Source organism: Pseudomonas asgharzadehiana, assembly GCF_019139815.1.
GTDB lineage: Bacteria > Pseudomonadota > Gammaproteobacteria > Pseudomonadales > Pseudomonadaceae > Aquipseudomonas > Aquipseudomonas asgharzadehiana.
The window spans coordinates 3100786-3124387 of sequence record NZ_CP077079.1 but is presented as its reverse complement, the minus strand read 5'-3'; the positions used below and the strand labels follow the sequence as shown (position 1 = coordinate 3124387).

At 61.2% G+C, this 23602-nt stretch carries 18 protein-coding genes and 1 pseudogene; 6 read left to right on the top strand and 13 right to left on the bottom strand.

Features of this window, described 5'->3' with window-relative positions:
• Positions 1 to 4: 4 nt before the first annotated feature.
• On the top strand, positions 5 to 1150 hold the full coding sequence (locus KSS96_RS14060; protein WP_065876879.1) for a MalY/PatB family protein: 1146 nt from the start codon (positions 5 to 7) through the stop codon (positions 1148 to 1150).
• Between the two features lie 45 nt (positions 1151 to 1195).
• On the opposite strand, the gene KSS96_RS14055 is transcribed toward KSS96_RS14060, so the two are convergent.
• From KSS96_RS14055 to KSS96_RS14025, 7 genes and pseudogenes are all read right to left on the bottom strand, one after another.
• A complete protein-coding gene (locus KSS96_RS14055; RefSeq protein ID WP_003173733.1) occupies positions 1196 to 1411 on the bottom strand; it encodes a TOBE domain-containing protein in 216 nt (71 codons plus the stop codon).
• Positions 1412 to 1577: 166 nt separating this feature from the next.
• Positions 1578 to 2498, bottom strand: coding sequence for a FecR domain-containing protein (locus KSS96_RS14050; protein ID WP_065876878.1), 921 nt, complete (start codon positions 2496 to 2498; stop codon positions 1578 to 1580).
• On the bottom strand, positions 2495 to 3013 hold the full coding sequence (locus tag KSS96_RS14045; protein WP_017528982.1) for a sigma-70 family RNA polymerase sigma factor: 519 nt from the start codon (positions 3011 to 3013) through the stop codon (positions 2495 to 2497). The genes KSS96_RS14050 and KSS96_RS14045 overlap by 4 nt, the downstream gene beginning before the upstream one ends.
• A gap of 107 nt (positions 3014 to 3120) precedes the next feature.
• Positions 3121 to 3294, bottom strand: a pseudogene (locus KSS96_RS14040) (LpxA family transferase); the annotation flags it as partial.
• 49 nt (positions 3295 to 3343) lie between these two features.
• A complete protein-coding gene (locus KSS96_RS14035) occupies positions 3344 to 4789 on the bottom strand; it encodes a mechanosensitive ion channel family protein (protein ID WP_135196306.1) in 1446 nt (481 codons plus the stop codon).
• 167 nt (positions 4790 to 4956) lie between these two features.
• Positions 4957 to 5823 carry a pirin family protein gene (locus KSS96_RS14030; protein ID WP_217854962.1) on the bottom strand — a complete coding sequence of 289 codons (867 nt, stop codon included), beginning with the start codon at positions 5821 to 5823 and terminating at the stop codon, positions 4957 to 4959.
• A 103-nt stretch (positions 5824 to 5926) separates the two neighbouring features.
• The gene (locus KSS96_RS14025; RefSeq protein ID WP_017528974.1) at positions 5927 to 7132 is read right to left on the bottom strand and encodes an MFS transporter; all 1206 of its coding nucleotides are present in this window, start codon (positions 7130 to 7132) and stop codon (positions 5927 to 5929) included.
• A gap of 101 nt (positions 7133 to 7233) precedes the next feature.
• Between KSS96_RS14025 and KSS96_RS14020 the strand changes: the two genes are divergently transcribed.
• The 4 genes from KSS96_RS14020 to KSS96_RS14005 all read left to right on the top strand — a co-directional run bounded on the left by KSS96_RS14020 (position 7234) and on the right by KSS96_RS14005 (position 16701).
• Positions 7234 to 8340: an efflux RND transporter periplasmic adaptor subunit gene (locus tag KSS96_RS14020; RefSeq protein ID WP_217854959.1), complete on the top strand. Its 1107-nt coding sequence runs from the start codon at positions 7234 to 7236 to the stop codon at positions 8338 to 8340.
• A 2-nt stretch (positions 8341 to 8342) separates the two neighbouring features.
• Positions 8343 to 11426 (top strand): efflux RND transporter permease subunit, encoded by a 3084-nt coding sequence (locus tag KSS96_RS14015; RefSeq protein ID WP_217854957.1) that lies wholly within the window; start codon positions 8343 to 8345, stop codon positions 11424 to 11426.
• Positions 11427 to 11572: 146 nt separating this feature from the next.
• Positions 11573 to 16318, top strand: a complete 4746-nt coding sequence (locus KSS96_RS14010; protein WP_217854955.1) for an RHS repeat-associated core domain-containing protein — start codon at positions 11573 to 11575, stop codon at positions 16316 to 16318.
• A complete protein-coding gene (locus KSS96_RS14005; protein ID WP_065878554.1) occupies positions 16315 to 16701 on the top strand; it encodes a hypothetical protein in 387 nt (128 codons plus the stop codon). Before KSS96_RS14010 ends, KSS96_RS14005 begins: the two co-directional genes overlap by 4 nt.
• A gap of 100 nt (positions 16702 to 16801) precedes the next feature.
• Here the strand turns inward: KSS96_RS14005 and KSS96_RS14000 are convergent, their stop codons facing one another.
• From KSS96_RS14000 to KSS96_RS13990, 3 genes are all read right to left on the bottom strand, one after another.
• A complete protein-coding gene (locus KSS96_RS14000; RefSeq protein ID WP_217854954.1) occupies positions 16802 to 18031 on the bottom strand; it encodes a M20/M25/M40 family metallo-hydrolase in 1230 nt (409 codons plus the stop codon).
• 44 nt (positions 18032 to 18075) lie between these two features.
• Positions 18076 to 19134 (bottom strand): diguanylate cyclase, encoded by a 1059-nt coding sequence (locus KSS96_RS13995; RefSeq protein ID WP_065878551.1) that lies wholly within the window; start codon positions 19132 to 19134, stop codon positions 18076 to 18078.
• An 89-nt stretch (positions 19135 to 19223) separates the two neighbouring features.
• The gene (locus KSS96_RS13990; RefSeq protein WP_017530715.1) at positions 19224 to 19856 is read right to left on the bottom strand and encodes a LysE family translocator; all 633 of its coding nucleotides are present in this window, start codon (positions 19854 to 19856) and stop codon (positions 19224 to 19226) included.
• A gap of 124 nt (positions 19857 to 19980) precedes the next feature.
• Here KSS96_RS13990 and KSS96_RS13985 point away from each other — a divergent pair, with 124 nt between their 5' ends.
• Positions 19981 to 21414 (top strand): aminotransferase-like domain-containing protein, encoded by a 1434-nt coding sequence (locus KSS96_RS13985; protein WP_017530714.1) that lies wholly within the window; start codon positions 19981 to 19983, stop codon positions 21412 to 21414.
• Here KSS96_RS13985 and KSS96_RS13980 read toward each other — a convergent pair.
• From KSS96_RS13980 to KSS96_RS13970, 3 genes are read right to left on the bottom strand one after another with little or no spacing between them, the layout of a single operon-like run.
• Entirely contained in the window at positions 21394 to 22059 is a 666-nt protein-coding gene (locus KSS96_RS13980; protein WP_017530713.1) for a methionine ABC transporter permease, read from the bottom strand. The two genes, KSS96_RS13985 and KSS96_RS13980, sit on opposite strands and share 21 nt — an antisense overlap.
• Positions 22056 to 22802: a methionine ABC transporter ATP-binding protein gene (locus KSS96_RS13975; protein WP_135197019.1), complete on the bottom strand. Its 747-nt coding sequence runs from the start codon at positions 22800 to 22802 to the stop codon at positions 22056 to 22058. The genes KSS96_RS13980 and KSS96_RS13975 overlap by 4 nt, the downstream gene beginning before the upstream one ends.
• A complete protein-coding gene (locus tag KSS96_RS13970) occupies positions 22799 to 23593 on the bottom strand; it encodes a MetQ/NlpA family ABC transporter substrate-binding protein (protein ID WP_068932038.1) in 795 nt (264 codons plus the stop codon). Before KSS96_RS13970 ends, KSS96_RS13975 begins: the two co-directional genes overlap by 4 nt.
• Positions 23594 to 23602 lie beyond the last annotated feature (9 nt).

Below are 23602 nucleotides of genomic sequence, written 5' to 3'. Positions count from 1 at the left end.
CTCCATGAGCTTTGATTTCGACAAGATCCACCCACGCCTCGGCACCGGCAGCACCAAGTGGAACCGTTACCCGGCCGATGTATTGCCGATGTGGATCGCCGACATGGATATCGCCGCGCCGCCCGCCGTGCTGCAAGCCCTGCATGCGCGCCTGGACCAGCAGATCCTCGGCTACAGCGTGGCCGGCCCGGAGGTACGCGACGCCATCGTGGCCGACCTGTGGGCCAAGTACGCCTGGCGCGTGCTGCCTGAAGAACTGCTGTTTTTGCCCGGCGTCGAACCGGGGTTCAACATGGCGCTGCACGCGTTTGTAGCGCCTGGCCAGCCGGTGGTGCTGCAAACCCCGAACTATCGCCCGATTCGCCTGGCGCCCGGGCACTGGAATTTGCCGCGTATTGAAGTGCCGTTTCAATTGGTCGACGGCGACTATGTCACGCCGATGTCCACCATGAACGAAGCGCTGAATGGCGCCGGCGCCCTGCTGCTGAGCAATCCGCACAACCCGATAGGCAAAGTGTTCCCGCGTGAAGAACTGCTGGCGCTCGCCAACGCGTGCCTGGAGCAAGGCGCGCTGATCATCAGTGACGAAATCCATGCCGAACTGTGCTTCGATGGCCGCCGCCACATCCCTACCGCCAGCCTCGGCCCAGAGATCGCGCAGCGCACCATCACGCTGATGTCGGCGAGCAAGGCCTACAACGTGGCTGGCTTGAAAACCTGTTTTGCCGTGATCCAGAACGCCGAGATCCGCGAGCGTTTCAACAACGCGCGTTGCGGCATGGTCGACAGCGTCAGCCCACTGGGCCTGGAAGCCACCCGCGCCGCCTACAGCCAGTGCGGCGAATGGCTTGAAGCGCTCAAGCACTACCTGCAAGCCAACCGCGACTACCTGCTCGATGCCGTGAACACTCGCCTGCCCGGTGTGGTGATGCATGCGCCGCAAGGTACCTTCCTGGCCTGGCTCGATTGCACGGCCCTGGGCCTGGAAGACCCGCAGCAGTTCTTTCTGGACCGGGCCAAGGTCGGCTTGAGTGCGGGAATTGAGTTCGGCGATGACAGCCAACAGTTCGTGCGCCTGAACTTCGGCTGCCCGCGGGCGATACTGGAAGAAGGCTTGCAGCGCTTGGAGCGCAGCTTGCAAAACCGCTAAAGCACGCCCCAAGAACAGCCCCCGCCGGTACGCGGGGGCCTGCGCCTACAACTTGGCGATAGACACTTCGGTCGACTTCACGAAGGCGATCACTTCACTGCCCACTTTCAATTCCAAGTCACGCACCGAACGGGTGGTGATCACCGACGTCACGATGCCGGACGCGGTTTGCACGTCGATTTCCGACACCACTTCCCCCAGCAGAATCTCTTTGATCACGCCCTTGAACTGGTTGCGCACGTTGATCGCTTTAATGGTCATGTCGGCTTTCCTTTTGGCTGTTGGGTCAATCCGCACGAATGCGCAGGCCCCCAAAGTGCGCCATCGGCACACACATTAAAAGGAATATATAACTCTTTATTTATTCTTTTTAGATATATGCATGACAACCGATCAAGCCGCTGCCGTCCTCGCCACCCAACAGGTATCACGCCAATTTTTTGCGCAAGCTCACCCAATACCGCGTCCGCGCTTGCACCTCCAGGCCCAGTGTCGAGGCCAGCAGGCTGAGGATGCGGTCGGTGTCGTCCAGGCGGAAACTGCCGGTTACCCGCAAGGTTTCAAGGCCCGGCTCCCAGCGCAACACGCCGGGACGATAGCGCTCCAGTTCGCGCAAAAAGTCGCCGAGCGTTTGGTTCTGAGCGCTCAGCACACCATCGCGCCAACCGAGTTGCAGTACATCAAATGGCGCCGAGGAGCCGAGCCCACTGGCCTTTAACGGCGCTTGCCGCCCTGCCTGCAAGGTCGTGCTTTTGCCGTTCAAATCCCGCACTTGCACCGCGCCCTTGAGCACCGACACCCGACAGCCGGCGGCCAGTTGGCGCACACAGACTTCAGCCTGGCTGACCAGCAACTCGCCATAGCGGGTTTGCAGCGTCATCGGCGCCATGCCGGGTACATTCAACGCCAGTTCGCCATCGACCAACCTGATACGCCGCTGCGCCACGTCTACGTCAGCCGCCGTAGCGGTGTTGAGTTGCAGGCTGGCACCGTCGGCCAGCGGCAGGCGTTTGCGTTCGCCGGTGGCGGTGTGCAGGTCGGCGCGCCAGGTGTCGACGGGCAACTGACGGCTGATCAACCAGGCGGCCGGCAGCAACGCCGCCACACCCAGGGCGCGTTTGAGCACCGCGCGGCGACCGGGTTGCGGGCGATCGAGGCTGGCCATGGCCAAGGCTTGAGGCAAATCGCTGAAACGTCGGCGCAGGGATTGGGCTTTCTGCCAGGTGTGCTCATGCTGGGGATGGCTGTCGCGCCAATGCTGCAACGCGGCGTGGTCACGCTCGGTGGCGGCACCGGATTCCAGCAGCGCCAGCCACTGAGCGGCGGCACGCGCCACCTCGCGGCTCACAGGTCCACCAGCAGGCAGTGTTCGTAGGCTTGGGCCATGTAGCGTTTTACCGTGCGTTCGGAAACCTGCAGGCGCTCGGCAATCTCGCGGTACCCCAGGCCTTCCAACTGGCTCCACAAAAACGCACGGCGTACCAGCACCGGCAAGCCATCGAGCAATTCGTCCAGGGCTTGCAGGGTTTCCAGCACCAGCCAGCGCTGTTCGGGCGATGGCACGCAGGCTTCAGGCAAATTGGCCAGCGCGTTCACGTAGGCCTGTTCCAGGCTGCGGCGCTGATGAAAATTCACCAGCAGGCGCTTGCCCACTGTCACCAGGTAAGCGCGGGGTTCGTGCAACTGCGCCAGCGGCTGGGCACTGGCCAACACGCGCAGGAACGTATCCTGGCTCAGGTCCGCCGCGTCCCAGGCGTTGCCCAGGCGCCTGCGTAGCCAGCTTTCCAGCCAACTGCGGTGGTCACGGTACAGGCTCGATAGCGTCGGTTCAGGGGCGTGCGTCGGGGCAACAGCATCATTCATGGCAAGCAACCTGCGCGGCGCGAGTGAGTCTCAAATGAGATTCATTCTATTTAATATCGCGCCGTTGCACCATGGTCTTTTCAACGCTGCGTTTATAAGGTCGTCTCAGCGTCCTTCACAAAATTGAAATGAGCCCGCTTGCTGCCACTGAACAAAAAGCTGGTTTTCAACTCGGCGCCCGGACCGATAATGCAGTGCGCATCCACCCCGCAACCGCCACGCAGCAGTGAGCCGCCGGCAATAAAACAATGGGCGCCGATGATCAGCGGGGGTTTGGGCAACGTTGGCGATGTAGTCGGTGAGTCGGATCAAGCTCCAAACCTTCAGTGCTCAGAGACCGCGCTTGCGCAGCCATTGCATAAAGCCCTTCTTCACCGGCACCACCGGCGCCTCCTGGGTCAGGGCCTGCGCGGCGTGCAGGCGGAAATCCAGCAGGGTTTTCATCGCGTCGGCGATGTCTTTGCGCGCGTCCAGGCACGGGGTCAGGTATTCCTTTTCGATGCGGTACAACGTGCAGAAGGTCTTGGCGGTAAAGTCCGCCAGGGCCGCCTGCTCCGTCAAAATACCCGCCTCGCCAATCACCTCGCCCGGGCCCATGCGCCCGGCCTCGAACGCGTGCCCGCCCTTGATCAGCATCACCGAGACCACGCCGGACTCGACGATAAACAAGTGGTCGCTCACCTCGCCCGCCGGCAGGATCATCTCGCCGGCGCGGTAGGCATGCAGGGTCATGTTCTGGCTGAAGGTTTCCTTTTCTTCTTGGCGCAACGTGGAGAAAATCGACGAACTGTCCAGCAGCGCCCGTGGCCGTGAAGTCGCTACCGGCGTGGCGCTTTCGACCGCCGACAACAGGCTCACGCCCGCCGCCTGCAAATGCCGGAAGGCCAGGTCATAGAGTTGGTTGCGCACCTCGCGCTTGAGGGGCATGGCGGGCACGAACCCACTGATTTCATACTCCACTCCGCCACTGGCCGAGGTCTTGAATGCCACGCTCGGCGCCGGTTTGGCCAGCAACGGTCGGCAGCCCTGCATCGCGCGCTCCAATGCTTCGATCACGGTTTGCGGGCGCGCGTGGGGGCTGACCTGCAAACTGACGGCCAGGCCGAACATATCCGCCGGGCGCGAAAAGTTGATGATCTTGGCCTTGGCCGCCAGGGAGTTGGGGATCACCGCCATGCTGCCCTGCGAGGTCTGCAAGCGCGTGGCGCGCCAGTCGATATCGGTGACCCGGCCTTCAGTACCATCGATGGAAATCCAGTCATCCAGCTGATAAGGCTTGGTGGTGTTGAGCACGATCCCGGAGAACACATCGCTCAAGGTGCTTTGCAACGCCAGGCCCACAATGATCGCCACCGCCCCGGACGTGGCCAGCACGCCTTTGACCGGCAGGTCGAGTACGTAGGCCAGCGCGGCGATGATCGCAATCAGAAAAATCACCGCGCCGATCAGGTCCTGCAACAACCGCCCGGTATGCCCGACCCGCTGCACCATCAGCGCACCGAGCAACACCGTGAGCGTACGCGCCGCGAACAGCCACCAGCCGATCTGCAAGGCCGTGGCCGCCATATGCAAGGCGGTGTTGTCGGCATACGGCGGGACCAGCATGGGGTTCATGCCGTCGTTGAACAGTACAGCGCTGAACACCGCAAAAATGACCAGGCGTGCGACGAGTTTCCAATTGGCGAGCCTGACCGAAATCAAGCGCCACACAGCGATGTCGATGAGGATCAACGCCAGGGCGCACAGCATCGGGTGATCAGAGATAAATGAGGGCATCCAGGCGACTCCAGGGCGAATGGCGTGAAGATCGCATGAATTGAGAACGCTGGAAAACAAAATGTGGGCGCCAACTTATCCGCGATGCAAACGCCTCAACGTATGCGTAACGCCACGGCGTTGCTATCGCAGTTCAAGCCAGCGGCCACAGGGGTCGCGGTGAGGCTTCATGCACCCATACGCCCAAATTTTCCCGACTGGAAGTCCGCAAACGCTTGGTGAATCTCCTGTTCGGTATTCATCACGAACGGCCCATGCCCAACGATGGGTTCGTCGATCGGTTCGCCGCTGAGTAGCAGCACCATGGCGTCATCGTTGGACTCCAACACCAGTTGCGTACCGTCACGTTCGAACAATGCCAGTTGCCCTTGACGTGCCACTTCTTCGCCGTTGACCAGCACGGTGCCGCGCAGGATCACCAGGGCGGTGTTACGTCCGGCGTGCAGGTCTAGCGTGACGGGCTTACCGGCGTTTAGGCGCATGTCCCACACGTCGATTGGCGTGAAGGTCCGTGCAGGCCCTTTGACCCCGGCGAACTCTCCGGCAATCAAGCGCAGGTTGCCGGCGCCATTGGCCAGCGGCAGTGCGGGAATATCACCGTCGACAATCGTCTGGTAGCCGGCCTCGGCCATTTTGGACTTGGCCGGCAGGTTGACCCACAGTTGCACCATCTCCATTGCGCCGCCTTTACGGGCGAAAGCTTCGGAATGGAACTCTTCATGAAGAATGCCTTTGGCGGCGGTCATCCATTGCACATCGCCTGGGCCAATGGTGCCGCCGGTGCCGGTGGAGTCGCGGTGTTCGACTTCACCGGCGTAAACGATGGTCACGGTTTCGAAGCCGCGATGGGGGTGTTGACCGACACCACGACGTTGTTCGGTCGGGGTGAAATCGACCGGGCCGGCGTGGTCCAGCAATAGGAACGGGCTGATGTGTTTGCCAAGGTTGTCGTAGGAAAACAACGTGCGCACCGGGAAACCGTCGCCGACCCAGTGGGCGCGAGGGCTGGTGTAGATGCCGATGAGTTTTTTCATGGTAATCCTCCAAAGTGCATACACCTTATAGCTGATACCAATTCAGCGCTAGATGGCATAAACAGCCTTGAGTGTTCCATGCATAGAACGATTAACCGTCGCCTCACGCCGCTGAGACCAGGGCCCCGCGCCGGTTACGCAACAGGTGAAACGCGACAAACGCCATCAGCGCAAAACCCGCCTGGATCATGATCATCGGTGTCGCACTTGCATCACGCAGTTGGCTCAGCAACAGGCCGCTACAGGTGGCGCCGAACATCTGCGCAAAACCCATCAAGCCCGCGGCCAGGCCGGCGCGGTGCGCGTTGGGCATGACCCCGCCGGTGACCGCGCCAGGTAACACCAAGCCGCCGCCCAAGGTGGCCAGGGCAATTGGAATATCCAGGCCCAGCACCGACAAACCAAACAGCGCGTAAATCAGCGCGGCCGATACCCCGCCGATGGCGACCAGCGTCACCCCCATCGCCACAATCCGTTGCGGCCCCAGGCGCAGGATATTGCGTCGGGTGTAAGTAGACCCAACGATCAGCATCGACACGATCAGGCCAAAATTGATGCCGTACTCCAGGCTGCTAAAGCCCAGCAGGTTGATAAAGACCGCCGATGACCCGGCAATTACCGCGAACATCGCGCCATAGGTGCACGCCAACGCCACCGCGAATGCGCGATATTGGCGACCCTTGAGCAAATCCAGATAGTGCCCGCCCAGGGTGCGCCAGTGGCCGGCCTTGGGGTCCAGGTAGTGATTGCTTTCTCGAAAGAACAACAGCGCCAGCAGCAACACCGCGCTGCCGATCGCCAGCGCAAGCATGATCGGCGCGCGCCACCCCACCAGCTTGATCAGCAGGCCGCCGACCATCGGCGCAACCACGATGGCATAGAGCATGCCGATCATGGTCAACGCCAATGCCGGCCCCGCTTCGGCCTTCCACACATCCCGCACCACCGTGCGCGCCAACACCAGCGCCGCGCAGGCGCCCAGGCCTTGCAGTACGCGAGCCGCAATAAACTGATGAATATCGTTGACCAACAGCATCGACAAGGTCGCCACCCCATACAGCACCAACCCGCCGAGCAATACCGGGCGGCGGCCAATGCGATCCGACAGCGGCCCGAACACCAACTGCCCCAGGCCAAAAGCCGCGACAAACGCCGACAACGCCATCAAGGCCGAGCCCGGCGGCGCCACCAGCGCCTGCTCGATAACGCCAAGACCGGGGATGATCAATTGGGTCGAGACTTCGCCGAGTGCCGTCAGGGCCACCAATAAACACAACAAGCTGCGTGAGGGCGCCGGGGTATTGAGCATGGGGATCATCCGGGGGGCTGGATTAATTTATATTTCGACCATAATATGCGTAAAAAATTATGTCCATAATTTTTTGCCCACTGGTTACCCCGGAGTCCGCCATGCCCCCTCTCCCCCTGCGTCTTCTCACGCCCCTGGCTTTGTTGATCATCCTCAATGGCTGCAACAGCAAGGCGGATACCGCCGCCCAAACGCCACAGCCGCGCCCGGTACTTGCCGCCCATGTCGAAGCCGCCGGCAGCCAGCAAAGCGCCTATACCGGTGTGGTCGCGGCCCGTACGGAAAGTGACCTGGGCTTTCGCGTCAGCGGCAAGGTGATCGAGCGCAAGGTCGATCCCGGCCAACATGTGTCCCGTGGCGACACTCTGCTGGTGTTGGATATCGGTGACTTCGAACTGGCCCTGCGCTCGGCCAGGAACCGCGTCAACGCTGCACAGGCGCAATTACGCCAACGCCGCGACGATGCAAACCGCTACCAACGCCTGGCCAGTACCGGCGCCGTGTCGCGGCAGATCTTCGACCAGTCCGCGACCAACCTGCGGGTTGCCGAGGCCGAGTTGGCCGCGGCGCAATCGGACGCCAGCCAGATCGACAACCGCCGCACCTACTCAGTGCTCAAGGCCGATGGCGACGGCATCATCACCGATGTGCGGGTGGATCGCGGCCAGGTGGTCGCCGAAGGGCAAATCGTCGCGCGGCTGGCCCATGACGGGGCCCGTGAAGCCATCGTCAACCTGCCGGAAAACCAACGCGACCTGGCCGCCCAGAAAGCCCTGGCGTTCCCCTTCGGCGCTCCCGACCAAACCGTGACGGCGTCCTTGCGCGAGCTGTCCGCCAGCGCCGACCCGACCACCCGCACCTACCGCGCCCGGTATGTACTGCATGGCAATGTCGAGCGTTTCGCCCTCGGCTCCACCATCACCGTGCGCCTGCAGGGCAACGGCCAGGCCCAGCAGACCCGCGTGCCCATTGGTGCGTTGCATGACGCCGGGCAGGAAACTGGCGTGTGGCTGATCGGCGAGGACAACAAGGTCAGTTTTGCCCCCGTCAAAGTTGCCGGCCTGGGCCAGGAAGACGCCCTGCTCGACAGCGGCGTGAGCCCGGGCGCTACCGTCGTCGCCCTCGGCGCGCACCTGCTGCACAACGGCGACGTTGTGCGCCTTCAGCCCGCCCAGGCGCTGGCCCTCAACCGCAAACAGGACCAATGATCATGCGCGGCATCAACCTCTCTGAGCTGGCGGTCAAGCATCGCGCGGTCACCTTGTTTTTGATCATCGCGATCCTGGCCGCCGGTATCTTCTCGTTCGGCAAACTGGGCCGCGCCGAAGACCCATCGTTCACCGTCAAGGTCATGACCATTACCGCCGCCTGGCCCGGCGCCACCGCCCAGGAAATGCAGGAACAGGTGGCCGACCGCCTGGAAAAGCGCCTGCAGGAACTGGACTACTACGACCGCGTGGAGACCATCGCCCAACCAGGTTTTGTGTCGATGCGCATGACATTTCTCGAATCCACGCGCCCCAGCGAGATCCAGGACCTGTTCTACCAGACCCGCAAAAAACTCAGCGATGAAGCCGCCAGACTCCCCAAGGGCGTGATCGGGCCGTTCTTCAACGATGAGTATTCCGATGTGTACTTTGCGCTGTATGCCCTGGAAGCCGAACACCTGCCCCATCGCCAACAAGTGCAGATGGCCGAGGAACTGCGCCAGGGTTTGCTCAACCTGCCGGGCGTGAAAAAGGTCAATATCCTCGGCGAGCAGGCCCAGCGCATCTTCGTCGAATTTTCCTATGAGCGGCTGGCAACCCTGGGCATCAAGCCCGATCAGATCTTCGCCGCCCTCGCCGCGCAAAACGCGGTGGCGCCGTCGGGCTTTGTGGAAACCGCCGGTGCCCGCGCCTATATCCGTATCGACGGCGCATTTGACAGCCTGGCGCTGATTGAAAACGTGCCGCTGGTGGTCAATGGCCGCGTGCTGCGCATCGCCGACGTGGCCAGCGTGAGCCGTGGCTATGAAGACCCGCCCAGCTACCGCATCCGCCACCAGGGCGACCCGGCGCTGATGCTCGGGGTGATCATGGAAAAACACTGGAACGGCTTGGAGCTGGACAAAAGCCTCCAGGCCCAGGAAGCCAGGATCCAGGCTGACCTGCCTTTGGGCGTGAACTTCGCCAAGGTCTCCGACCAAGCCAAGAACATCAGCCTGGCGGTGAATGAATTCATGCTCAAATTCTTCGTCGCCCTGGCGGTGGTGATGGTCATCAGCCTGCTGGCCCTGGGCTTTCGCGTGGGGTTGGTGGTGGCGGCTGCGGTGCCGCTGACCTTATCCATCGTGTTTGTGATCATGCTGATGACCGGCCGCGAGTTTGACCGCATCACCCTCGGTGCGCTGATCATCTCGCTGGGCTTGCTGGTGGATGACGCGATCATCGCCATTGAAATGATGGTGGTGAAACTCGAAGAAGGTTTTGATCGGATTCACGCCGCCACCTTCGCCTGGAGCTCCACCGCCGCGCCCATGCTCACCGGTACGCTGGTGACCATCATCGGTTTTCTGCCGGTGGGCTTTGCGCGGTCGGGCGCTGGGGAATACGCGGGGAATATTTTCTGGATCGTCGGCTTTGCGCTGATCTCATCCTGGCTGGTGGCGGTGGTGTTCACGCCGTATCTGGGGGTGAAGTTGCTGCCGCAGATCAAACCAGTGCCGGGTGGCCACGACGCAATTTATGCCGGGCGCTATTACCAGAAACTGCGCAACCTGGTAGACACCTGCGTGCGCCGGCGCTGGCTGGTGACCGGCCTGGTGGTCGCAGCATTTGTGCTGTGCGGGCTGGGCATGGGCGTGGTGAAGAAGCAGTTCTTCCCCAACTCCGACCGTTCCGAACTGATCCTTGAGGTGTACATGCCGCCCGGCAGTGCCTTCAAAAGCACCGAGGCGGTGGCCGCGCAGCTGGAGAAAGCCCTGCTGCAAGAGCCGCAGACATCGATGGTCGACACCTATGTGGGCGGCGGCGCTCCGCGTTTTTTCCTGTCGCTGAACCCTGAGTTGCCCGACCCGGCATTCGCCAAATTGATCGTGCAAACCCCGGACTCCCACACCCGCGACGCCCTGAAACTGCGGATGCTCGAGCGCATCGCCGCCGGTGAGTTTCCGGCGGCGCGGGTACGTGTGACGCAATTGTTGTTCGGCCCGCCGGTGCCGTTCCCTGTGGTGTTCCGCGTGTCCGGCCCGAACGTGGACGTGCTGCGCAGCCTGTCCGAAGACGTGCGCAAAGTGGTCGCCGCCAACCCACTGACCAAGGACGCGTTTCTCGATTGGGGCGAGCGCACCAGCAGCTATCGCCTGGTGCTGGACCAAGACCGCCTGCGCCTGCTGGGTTTCACCCCCGATGAGGTCAAGTCCCAGCTCAACGCCTTGCTCAGCGGAAACCCCATCACCGAAGTACGCGAAGGCAACCGCACCGTCTCGGTGGTCGCTCGCGCCCAGGGCAACCAGCGCGAGAACCTCGGCAACCTCAACAACATGACCCTGACCAACAGCGCCGGCACCTCGGTACCGCTGGCCCAGGTCGGGCATTTCCAGGCGGTGATGGAAGAGCCGATCCTCAAACGCCGCGACCGCGCAACCACCGTGGAAGTGCGTGCCGACATTATCGACGGCGTGCAACCACCCGATGTGGAAATGGCCGTATACAAAGACCTGCAACCGCTGATCGCCAGGCTGCCTGCCGGCTACCAGATCGACATCGGCGGCCCGGTGGAAGAAAGTGCCAAGGCCAACGTGGCCCTGGCGGCGCTGTTCCCGATCATGATCCTGCTGACCCTCACCGTGATCATGTTCCAGGTACGCTCCTTCGGCGTGATGTTCATGGTCTTCGCCACCGCGCCACTGGGCTTGATCGGCGCGGTGCCGACCTTGCTGCTGTTCAACCAGCCCTTTGGGTTCAACGCGATCCTGGGGCTGATCGGCATCGGTGGGATCCTGATGCGCAACACGCTGATCTTTACCGACCAGATCCGCCAGAACCAGGACCACGGCATGCCGATTCGCGAGGCCATCATCGAAGCCACGGTACGGCGCGCACGGCCGGTGATCCTGACCGCGCTGGCGGCCGCGTTGGCGTTCATTCCGCTGACGTTGTCGGTGTTCTGGTCGTCCCTCGCCTTTGTGCTGATCGGCGGCGTGCTGGTGGGCACCGTGTTGACGCTGTTGTTCCTGCCGGCACTGTGCAGCCTGGTACTGGGGCGTGAGAAGACAAAGGTTGTCGAAACCTCCCACGTAAGCGCCGGATAAGCTCTACTCCCCTCCCCTGAGAACCTCTGCAAAGTCCCTCGCCTGAATACACAGCGCGAGGGAGTGCAGATGGTTTGTTTTGTGATGGCCCAGGTTGATGGGGCCGTGTTTTGAACCCGGCCATAGGCCGGTTGGCCCTGACCCCAATGGACGTCAAGACAGTCGATATCGACGGCGTCTTGCGTGATTTTCGTGAATGCCTGAATACGTTTGACGACTGGGCCGAGCGCTTTTGGAGCTTCTCGACACTGGACGTCGAGCAGGTATTCAAGGTGGGCGATCAGGTGGCATTGGCCGCCCCCATCAATCGTTCGATTATTCCCAACAGCACCGTCGCCACGTGCCCGGCCAACGGCACCTTGACCCTGGTGCACCTGTTTCAAAGCACGCAGTTTGTGCCCATCGGCAATACGCCGGTGGTACTGCAACGCATCGACCCAAACGGTGGCCCGCTGGGCGAGCCGATCCACAAGACCATTGGCCCCAGCGGCATCCTCGAAGTCACCGAGTGTGATCGCAACCAGCAATACCGCATCAACTTCTATCCCAACGTTTCCAAGGATCACGTCAAGGCGCTGTATGCGTCTTATCAGTCGGTGATCGCGGGGTTGGACATCCGTCTGCGTGAAGCGTGGACCACTACCTTCCAGGCCCAGTGGCAAGACTATGCCGAGGCCAAGCCACTTGATCGGCGGCGCATGCTGGAAGCGGCGTTTATCAGCGGTCTCGGAAAAGCCCTCTTCAACCTGTGGGACAACGTCACGCAGTTGTATGAGCTGCTGGCGGACCTCAAGGCCAACAGCGAGAAGCTGTTGGCCTACCTCTCCCAGGCAGAACTTGATGCGCTGCTGAAACTGGGCAACGAAAAGATTGCCAACGGCTTACTGGTGCTCAGCGATGAGCCGCTGCTGTTTATCTACCTGTCGGCGATAGTCAGTTGGACGCGCATGTTGCCGCCGCCGCAGATGAATGAACTGTGGGGTGAGATCACCGGCGAGGTGCTGATCAATCTGCTGTTGATGCGTGTAATGGGTGCGATGGGCATCGCAGTTCGGCTGGGGGCTCAGGTGCTGGGCTCGATCAAGTCCGCCCGGGCGCGCGAGTTATTGGAACTGCTGGCCAAGCAGATGGTAGGGCCGGGTCTGGAACCGCATGTCGCAGTGGCCAGGCCATTGCTGCTGGGCAGCGCGCCAACGCCGATCAAGACGATTCCGGTTGCGCCGTTGAAGGCTGGGGATCAGGTGGTTTCGAACCCTGTTCCGTTGGTTCGTAACAAGTCCCAGCAGACGGCGTTGGTTCGGCAGGAGTCTGTCGATGATGTGCCGGTCGTGGCTACGAATCCCAAGGGTGACGCGGCGACTTCGGCGGACAAAACAGCGACCAATGGCTGCCCGGTGTCGATGGTCACTGGGGAGGAATTGCTCACCCTCACCGATGGTGTTTTGGACGGGATATTGCCGTTTGAGTGGACCCGTTTGTACCGCACCAGCGCGGTGGAAGTGGATGTTGGGCTGGGGTTTGGCTGGAGTCATTCGCTGGCGCAGCGGCTTTCTGTTTCGGGCGATTCGGTGGTGTGGACCGACCATGAAAACCGGTCGACTGAGTTTCCACTGCCGACCGAGGCGCGACCGGCGATCACCAACAGCCTGGCTGAAGCGGCGATCTATTTGGGGGCTTCGCCGGATGAGTTAGTGCTGGCCCAGGCCTCGCGGTTTTATCACTTTCGTGACGGGGTGCTGGTCTCGATCAGCGATGCGTATGACAACCGCCTGCGGATTTCGCGGGATGTGGTGGGGCGTATTGCACGGCTGGATAACGGCGTCGGGCGCTCGTTGTGTTTGCGCTATGAACTGGGCCGCATGGTGGCGGTGGATTACCAGGTTCAGCGGGCCAAGGGGTATGAGCCTTACGAATGGATCACGGAACAGAACGTTGTTTCCTACGCCTATGACGACGCGGGACGACTGCTTTCGGCAACCAACGCCGTCGGCGAAAGCGAGGTTTATCGGTACGACGAGCAGCACGTCATTCTGGAGCGGGGCTTGGCCGGCGGGGCGAGTTTCTTCTGGGAATGGGAACGCTCTGGCAAGGCGGCGCGGTGTGTCCGGCACTGGGCCAGTTTTTCGCAGATGGATACGCGGTATGTCTGGGAGGACAACGGCCGCGTGGTCGTGCATAACGCCGATGGCAGTCAGGAAGTGTATGTGCATGACGACCGGGCGCGGTTGGTGCAGCGTATCGACCCGGACGGCGCTCAGCACTTCAAATCCTACGATGACAAGGGTCGACTGACGGTCGAGCAGGATCCGCTCGGGGCGGTGACGGCGTATCAGTACGACGATGCCGGACGCTTGGTGGCGTTGTTTCCGGGAGATGATGAACCGACGTCCTACGAGCATGACAACGGCTTCGTACGGGTGGTGCGGCGTGGTGAGGCGGTCTGGAAATACGAGCGTAACGACCAGGGCGACGTGACGCGTAGGACCGATCCCGATGGTGAGGTGACGGACTACAGCTACAACAAGTACGGGCAACTAACGGGCGTTTGGTATCCCGACCACAGTTGTCATCGGCTGGTGTGGAACGAACGCGGCCAGCTCATTGAAGAGCAACTGCCCAATGGCGGCGCCAAGCGCTATCGCTACGATGATCTGGGCCGCCAGATTGCCCGCGAGGATGAACAAGGCGCGCTGACCCAATACCAATGGGACAGCGTCGGCCGATTGATTCGCATCGTGTTGCCAGGCGGTGCCACGCGAGAATACAGCTACAACCCCTACGGAAAAATCACCGCCGAACGCGACGAACTCGGCCACGTCACCCGCTACGAATACCCCAACGGCCTGCACCTGATCAGCCGCCGCCTCAACGCCGATGGCAGCCAGGTCAAATACCGCTACGACAACGCTCGACTGCTGCTGACCGAAATCGAAAACGAAGTCGGCGAAATCTACCGATTGGATTACCACCCCAACGGCCTAATCCAGCAGGAAATCGGCTTCGACGGCCAGCGCACCGCCTACGTCTACGACCTTAACGGCAACCTTCAGGAAAAAACCGAACACGGCGACGATAGCCGTCAGCTAGTTACCTTTTACCAGCGCGACCACGCCGGCCGACTCGTACGAAAAACCTTACCCGACGGCAATACCGTTGATTACGCCTACGACCGCCAAGGCAACCTCCTCAGCGTCGACGACGGCCACTGGGCGCTGGCGTACGAGTACGACTCGCAAAACCGCCTCACCGGCGAGCATCAGGGCTGGGGCACTTTGCGCTATGGCTACGACGCCTGCGGCCAATTGCAACACCTGCGCCTGCCGGACAACAACCGACTGGTTTTTAGTCACGGTAGAGGCGGCGACCCCGCTACCGTCGAACTCAACGGTGCACTACTGACTTCTCACCTCTTCAAATCCGGCCAAGAACACCAACGCCAACAAGGCCAACTCCTCAGCCACTACCACTACGACGACCAACACCGCCTGCACGCCCACACCGTCACCCAACAGGAAAACCACCTCTACCAACGCCATTACGATTACGACAAATCCGGCAACCTCACCCGCCTGAACGACACCCGCAAGGGCGAACACCACTACCGCTACGACCCGCTAGCCCGCCTCACCCGCGCAGACCATTCGCAAGACCTGCAAGAACGCTTCGGCCACACCCCTGCCGGTAACCTGCTGATGCACGACCGCCCCGGCCCGGACATCGTCGCCGGCAATCGGTTGATGATCCAGGGCGACCGGCACTACGACTATGACGCCTTCGGCAACCTGATCCGTGAACGGCGCGGCAAGGGCCATCAACTCGTTACCGAGTACCGCTACGACTGCCAGCATCGATTGATCGGCCTCACCCAGCCCAACGGCCAAACCGCGAGTTACCGCTACGACCCGTTTGGGCGACGCATCAGCAAAACCGTCGATGGCATAACGACCGAGTTTTTCTGGCAAGGCGACAAACTGATCGCCGAACACCATGCAGATCGTCATCGAAGCTACCTCTACGAACCCGATAGTTTTAGGCCGCTCGCCCTGCTGGAAGGCTTCGGCCCACAAGACACCAAGCCCTACCATTACCAACTCGACCACCTCGGCACGCCGCAGGAACTCACAGCTCCTGATGGCGAAATCGTCTGGTCCGCCCACTACCGCGCCTACGGCCAAATCAGCCGACTCGACATCGGAAAAATCGACAACCCGCTGCGCTTCCAGGGCCAGTACTTCGACCCGGAAAGCGGGCTGCACTACAACCGCCATCGCTACTACAGTCCGGACATTGGTCGCTACCTGACGCCAGACCCGGTGAAGCTGGCGGGTGGGATCAACGCTTACCGGTACGTGCCCAACCCTACGGGGTGGGTCGACCCGTTGGGCTTAAGCACATGCCCAGGTGGAGATGGCTGTAAACAACTGTCAAAAGGTGAGTCCACCAACGAACAGGTCAAAGTTGATAGCCACTTACCATCACCTCCGGCACTTCATAAAAAGAGAAGCTACCTATACCGTGGAGATTTGAGAGAACCAGAGGAAATATTTGAAAAAGGATTTGAAAGCAGAGGAGCAAGCACTGATCTTTTCCTGCACTCGTTAAACAATGCAAGCCCTCCCAGCAATTTTGTTCCTACCTCAACATCGAGGGAACAAGCGCTGGTATTCGCGTCAGGCTTCGGATTTGAAAAAGGCTTTCTATACACACTCAAAAGAATCCCTGGAAGAGACGTAAACAAAGAGTTAGGTATGCGATCGAAGCACAAGAATGAAAAAGAAATCGCTATTCCAGGACATATAGACGCCAAAAATATTTTAGGAGCCTCGCCAGTCAACGAAGACGGAACTTTTAAGGGATACACAATATTGAACCCCAACAGAGAACTTCCATGAAGACACGCGAAATAATCATCATCAACAACGGTGTACGTGAAAGCGCATTGCTCGAATATGAGGGAGGAAAACCAACTCTTACTCTGTTGCTTAACAATGGGTTACGGAAAACCTACACAGCACTAGACCTGTTCAACAGCTTTGGTTTAATGAGAGCGGAGTTGAAAGAGATCAGTTTTTTATGCAAGGGCGCAAAAATGAATGTTCACCCATCTGGAATGTCCTCACATATGTCGAATGGGCTTGTCGCCTACGAGCTTACTATGGGAAATCCAGACGGTGAGTTTGTGCATATTTTTGCTTACGAGGAACGTGACCTCACTAACGACATAAAGAAGCAACATGAGTTCTGCCAGCGATGGTCCGAATCAATTCAAGACTAGCATCTCCATCTGCCCCTATGGCGAGCGAGCTTGCTCGCGCAGGGCAAGCCTGCTCACCACAAAGGCTCACTCATCAGCGTGAGCCCGGCCTGATTTCGAATCACCGCGTCGAAAGCTCCATAATCATCCGGCTAAGCAGGTAAACCCGCGGCACCACGCTCTCCACCTCCGCATACTCTTCGGGCGTATGAATATTCCCGCCCACAATCCCAAACCCATCCAACGTCGGCGTTCCCACCCCGGCCGACAAGCTCGCGTCCGCCGCGCCACCGCTGCCTTCAATGGTCAACGTCTTACCCAACTCCCCATAAATCCCCTGGGCGATCGCCACCAACTTGTCCGACTCGGGCGTTTGCGGCATCGGTGGCAGGCCGCGCTTGAGGCTGGTGGTCACTTCGGTGTCCGGGATCAGTTTGTTCGCTGACACGCGCACCAGGTCTTTTTCGATGCGATCAAACTCTTCCGGCAATGCCGCGCGCACATCCGCCTTGGCCGTGGCTTGGTCAGGAATCACGTTGGTGCGGTCGCCGGCTTTGATCACGGTGAAGTTGATGGTGGTTTTCTTCTCTTCATCGCCCAACTTGCCCAATTGCAGGATCTGGTGCGCGGCTTCCATGGCGGCGTTGCGCCCCAGTTCCGGGGCGACGCCGGCGTGGGCGGCTTTGCCTTTGACGTCGACCACTGCGGTGGCGCTGCCTTTGCGCCACACCACCAGGCCGTCGGCCGGGCGGCCGGGTTCGAGGTTCAGGGTCACGTCGTGAGCCTTGGCGGTGTTGCGGATCAGTTCGGAGGCGATGTCGGAGCCGGTTTCTTCGCTGGCGTCGAGCAGGAAGGTGATCTGTGCGTAGTCTGTGAAACCCTGGCTTTTCAGGACTTTGAGCGCATAGATGCCGGCAACGATGCCGCCCTTGTCATCCATCACGCCCGGGCCGTAGGCGCGGCCGTCCTTGATATGGAACGGGCGCTCGGCGGCGGAGCCTTCCTTGAATACCGTGTCCATGTGCGCCATCAACAGGATTCTGGCCTTGCCGGTGCCCTTGAGGGTGGCGATCACATGGTTGCTGTTGGCGGCGGCGTCCGGCACGCGTTCGATACTGAAGCCCAACTGCTTCAACTCATCTACGGCGATGTCGCTGACCTGGGTCAGGCCCGGCCCGTAGCCGGAGCCCGAATCGATATTCACCAGGCGTTCCAGCAGTTTCAACGCCTCGGCCTTGTACTGCTCGGCGTGCGCCTGGATCTGCTTGTGGGGTTCGGCGCTGTAGGCCGGGAGTGCGAAGGGCAAGGCCAGGGTGGCGGCCAGAAGGGTACGCGGGAAGATGAAGCGCATAAACCGATCCTTGTTTGGTGTAGGGGCCGCCACACCCTACCCCACTAGACAGACCGCAACCAAGCCCCCTGCACCGCGTTGACGCGGTTGCGCCCGCTGCTTTTGGCTTCATACAAGGCCAGGTCGGCGTCGTTGAGCCAACCGGTGGAATCGGCGTGCCCGGGTTGATAAGGCGCCAGGCCGATGCTCAAACTGGCGCGCAAGGCCGGGTCCTGGGCATAGGCCAACGCGTTGAAGCGATCGCGCAACGCCTCCATCACGTCGGTGGCGTGGTTGAGCGGCATGCCCGGCAGGATCACACAAAACTCATCGCCGCCGTAGCGCCCGGCCAGGTCCGTGACGCGCAGGTTCTGGCGAAGTATTTTGCCCAGTTGACGCAGCACGATGTCGCCGGTGACGTGGCCGTAGGTGTCGTTGATCAGCTTGAAATGGTCGATGTCGATCAGCGCAATCGTCGCGCCCTGATGATCGCGACGGCAGCGTTGGAATTCAATTTCCAGGTGATCTTTCCACGCGCCATGGTTGAGCAGGCCAGACAAACTGTCGGTGCGGCTCAGGGCCAGCAATTCGCGTTTATGGCGCGCCAGGGTCACGGCCTGGCGATAGCAGATCCAGCCGAGCGCCAACGGGTACAGCATTAGAATCGGCAAGCAGGCATACAACTGCGCCTGTGTGGTCAAGGCCATGAACGCCGGAGCGAAGATCAGCAGCGCCGTGCCGATGCCCAGGGTCTGCGCCATTAAGCCGGCGAACATGAAGCGCGGCCCACCGATGGCGACATTGTTCATGGTCATCATCGACAAGGTGGTGACACTCGGCAGCGGGTTGAAATGCATCGCGCCCACCCAGAACCCGCCGCAAAACGAATCGAACAACAGGTTGCGGCGCTCACTGCGCAGTGCCTGGGTGGTGCGCAAAGACAGCTGGAAGGCCAGATGAGGCCAGGCAAAGGCGTTGATCACCATCCACGCCCAGACCCACATGGGAGGATTGAGCGGGTACATGCCAAATACTACGCACACAAAACCGAGCGTCAGCCCCAGGGAGCGGGATTTGTAGAGGCGCAAAGCGAGCGGAAGTCCTTTTCCTCCGTTGGCTGGCATGGTGGGGTGTCATCCAGGAAGAATACTCGGAGTCTATCAGCATACGGGCATATCGCCACCATCGCTCGTGCGCCCTTCGTCCAAAACACTCAGTGGGAAAACCCGCGCGCCAGCATCAACGCCACCCCCAACAGCAACACGGCCGCGATCCGCTGCAACAGCACCCGGCGCCTGGGGGTTTCCAGCACATGCTTGATGCGCTGGCCGAAATAGCAATACAGGCACCCACTGGCGAATTGCAGCAGCAGAAAGGTCGCCCCGAGGATGGCGATGTCGGCCGCCGAACTCTGCTCCCCTGCCCCGGCGAACTGCGGGAACACGGCACTGAACATGATGAGGGCCTTGGGGTTGGAAAACCCGGTCAACAAGCCCTTGCCGAACAGGCTGCGCGAACCCTGTGCGGCAGCGCCCTGGTCGATCGACACACCGCTGCTGGTCCACTGTTTGTAGGCCAGGTACAGAATGTAGGCCACGCCGACGAACTGGATGCCCTGGGCGATGGCGACGTTACCCTTGATCAATTCCGAGAAGCCCACGGCAAAGATCAGGATTGAAATCAGGTACGACACACTGGCGCCGATCTGCGCCGGGATCGACCTGCGCAGGCCGTCCTTCAAACCCAGGCTCAACAGCAACAGGGTCATGGGGCCGGGGCTGAAGGTCATGGTGGCGCAAAACAGCAGGAAATAGAGAAACGAAGACAGCGTTAACGCACTTGTCATGGCCTGTGACCTAGGGAAACGGAGCGTGCAGTCTAGGCAAGCAGCATTGCGCAAGGCAGGTAAAGTAATGCCTAATCCGGCCATACTTCACCGGTAAAAGCACCGGCAAACACAAGGAAGATTTATGTTTGTATCCGCTATTGCCTTCGTGGAAGGCACGCCGAAGGTGCAGCAGATCGTCGAAGCGTTCAGCCAGGCCATCGAGCACGGCGAATGGGCACCCGGCAGCAAGTTGCCCTCGGTGCGTGAACTGGCCCAGACCCTGGGCGTCAGCAAGTTCACCCTCAACGAAGCGCTGGACCGCCTGCGCGGGCGCAACCTGCTCACCTCAAGCCAGGGCCGTGGTCACTTTGTGACGATGGACAGCCCACGTCCGGCGTCGGTGGCGTGGGTCGACCTGCTGCCCCAGGACCTGCTCAGCGTATTGCGCCGACCACTGGCCACCGCCGATGGCGACCTGCGCCCCGGCGGCGGCCATCTGCCGGAAGCATGGCTGGACGCCGAGCCCCTGCGCCAGGCGATGCGCAGCGTGGTGCGCGCGCCGTCGCTGCGCATCGCCGGGCTGGGCACGCCGGCGGGCTTCCTGCCATTGCGCCAGGCCCTGCAACAGAAGCTGCATGGCGAAGGCTTGTCGGTGCCGGTGGAACAGGTCATCACCACCCCCAACACCGTGCAGGGCCTGGACATGCTGATGCGTCTGCTCGTAAGGCCCGGCGACACGGTACTGCTGGACGCGCCGTGCTATTTCAACTTCCACGCCAACCTGGCCTTGCATGGCGTCAAGGTGGTGAGCATTCAGCGCCGTCCCGACGGCTTGGACTTCGCCGCGCTTGAACACCTGCTGGCCGAGCACCGCCCCGGCCTGTACCTGACCACCAGCGTGCTGCAAAACCCCACGGGCCATTCCTTCAGCCCCAGCCAGGCGTTTCGCCTGTTGCAACTGACCCAGCAGTACCACTGCCATATCGTCGAGGATGACCTCTACGGCGACCTGCACCCCAACCCACCGCCACGCCTGGCCGCCATCGCCGGCCTGGACCACGTCACCTACCTGTCGGGTTTCTCCAAGATCCTCAGCGCCAACACCCGCGTCAGCTACGTGGTGGCCGCGCCACAGTTGGCGGCCAACCTCACCAACATGAAGTTGATGAGCGGCGGCGTGACCTCGGAGCTGTTCGAGCACATTGTGTATCGCATGCTCAGCGAAGGCAGCTACGCCAGGCATCGCAAGCGCATGGTCCAGCGTTTGATGGAGGCTGGCGGGCGCGTCGAACAATGGCTCAGGCGCTGTGGCTGCGAACTGCCGATGGCCTACGAAGGCGGGATGTTTATCTGGGCGCGCCTGCCGCCGGGGGTGGACGGCGAGTGGCTGGCCCAGGAGGCGTTGAAACGCGGCATGGTCCTGGCGCCGGGTGCGCTCTTCGGCTACGACACGGCCCATCGCGATTCGATGCGTTTCAATGTGGCCCATAGTGATGAGCCACGGGTGCAGCAAGTGTTTGAAGCGCTGCTCAAGGCCACCCGCCTCGCGGGCTGCTCAGCGTCGATGGGCCAATGAATGCACACAACGATCGCCCAGGCTTTGCACGCCTTGCACCAGCAGCACCAGCACGATCACCGTGACCACCATGATCTGGTTATTGAAGCGCTGGTAACCATAGCGAATCGCCAGGTCACCCAGCCCACCGCCGCCGATCACCCCGGCCATGGATGAAAAACCGATCAGCATCACCAGGGTCAAGGTCACCCCGGCGACCAGCGCCGGCAAGGCCTCGGGCAACAACACCTTGAGAATCACATGGCGGATATCCCCGCCCATGGCCACGATAGCTTCGATGCGGCCCTTGTCCACTTCGTCCAGCGCGGTTTCGACAATTCGCGCAAAGAACGGAAAGGCGCCGATGGTGATCGGCACCACGGCGGCGGTGCTGCCCAGGGTGGTGCCGACGATCAAGCGGGTCAGCGGGATCAGTGCGATCAACAGCACCACAAAGGGCAATGAACGCCCCAGGTTGATCACCGCGCCCACCGCCCGATTGAGGCGGGGCAGCGGCAATAAGCCATCGCGTCGACTGATAAACAGCAGCACGCCCAGGGGCAGGCCGATCAGCAAGGTGAAGAGCCCGGCCAGCAGCACCATGTATAAGGTTTCGCCGGTGGCGTTGAGCAGCAATTGCAGGATGTCGTTCCAATCGGTCTTCATACGGCCCTCACCACGTGCAGGCTGTGGCCCAGCGAACGGCCCAGGCGCGACGACGGGTCGCTCTGCAGTTGCAGCAACGTGCCGCTTTCCACTACGCGGCCGTCGGCCAGGGACACCGCGCTGTCGCAGATCGCCTTGACCACCTCCAGCTCGTGGGTGATCAACACGATGGTCACGCCCAGTTGCCGATTGATGTCGCGCAGCAGTTCAAGGATCGACGCCGTCGTCTCCGGGTCCAGCGCGCTGGTGGCTTCATCCGACAGCAGGTACGCGGGCCGCGCGGCCAAGGCGCGGGCGATGCCTACGCGCTGTTTCTGCCCGCCCGATAACTGCGAGGGAAACGCCTGGGCCTTGTCGCTGAGCCCCACCAGTGCCAACAACTGCGACACCCGCGCCGCGCGCTCGGCCTTGGGCACATTGGCGATCTCCAGCGGCACCGCCACGTTATCCGCCACATTGCGCGAATGCAGCAGGTTGAAACCCTGGAAGATCATGCCGATACGCTGGCGGTGCTGGCGCAGCTGTTTGTCGTTCAGCCGGGTCAGGTCCTGGCCATCCAGCAGGATACGCCCGGACGTCGGTCGCTCCAGCAGGTTCAAGCAGCGCAGCAAGGTACTTTTACCCGCGCCGCTGCGCCCGACAATGCCGAAGATCGCCCCATCGGCGATCTGCAACGACACGTTATCCAATGCCGCCGGCTGGCCGTTTGCGTAGGTTTTGCTGACGCCCTCGACAACGATCATTCGACCGCCACCGGGATCACAGAGCCGGCGTATTTCTCACTGATGAACTTGGCCAGTTCCGGTGAGCGCAAGTCCTTGGCCAACTGCCGAATACGCGGGTCATCCGCCAGCTTGGGGGTTGTGACGAGGATATTCGCATACGGGTTGCCCTTGGCCTGCTCCAGGCCCAACGCATCCTTGGCCGGTTCGAGCCCGGCTTCCAGGGCGAAGTTGCCGTTGATCACCGCAAGGTCCACATCGTCCAAGGCCCGGGGAATTTGCGGCGATTCAATTTCCAGAATCTTCAGGTGCCTGGGGTTTTCGGCGATGTCCTTGGGCGTGGCCTGTTCCTTGGCGGCGTCGTTGAAGCCGGGTTTGAGTTTGATCAAACCGTTGGCTTGCAACAGGTACAGCGCGCGGCTGAGGTTGGTGACGTTATTCGGGACGGCGACAGTGCCCTTGTCCGGCACTTGAGCGAAGCGGGTGTGCCGACGCGAATAAATACCCAACGGCTCGATATGCACCGTGGCCGCCACGGCGAACTTCTGGCCGAGGGCCTGTTCCTGGGAGTGAAGGTACGGCAGGTGCTGGAAGTAATTGGCGTCGACATCACCGTGGGCGAGCAACTCGTTGGAATTCACGCCGCTGGGGATCTCGATGATGTTCAGCTTCAGGCTCGGGTCGAGCTTTTGTACGTATTCGAGGATCTGCGCATGGGGAATCGGATCAGCGGCCACGCGCAACGCGTCGGCGGCCGACACGCTGAAGGAGGCCAGCAATGCCGCCAGGGTAAGGGTGGTGGTTTTCAACATCGGTGATCT